The organism is Pseudomonas sp. 2822-17, from assembly GCF_002742485.1.
GTDB lineage: Bacteria > Pseudomonadota > Gammaproteobacteria > Pseudomonadales > Pseudomonadaceae > Aquipseudomonas > Aquipseudomonas cyclaminis.
The window spans coordinates 1-263 of the sequence record NZ_LJRZ01000460.1 but is presented as its reverse complement, the minus strand read 5'-3'; the positions used below and the strand labels follow the sequence as shown (position 1 = coordinate 263).

Here is a 263-nt window from a genome sequence, read left to right as displayed (position 1 = left end):
ACTTTAAACCGTGAAAAGTATGGACTAGAAACAATACGTAATATTAAAGATGGTCTTGTGGCAGGTGGCCATCAAGTTAAGACTTTCGAAGGGGATAAAAATATCATATCAAAGCTAGAGGAATTTATGCCTTCAGTTATTTCAGGTGAACGTCCTGGTCTTGTGTTTAACCTAAGTTATGGTATTCAAGGGAAAGGGCGTTATATGCACGTTCCTGGAATATTAGAGATGATTGGCGTACCTTATGTAGGATCAGGTCCAGA

General features: G+C 38.8%; 1 protein-coding gene. It reads left to right on the top strand.

Going from position 1 to position 263, the window contains the following annotated elements:
- Positions 1 to 263 (top strand): hypothetical protein (locus tag AOA60_RS18225; RefSeq protein ID WP_218240689.1); only part of this gene is annotated, 263 nt, incomplete at both ends.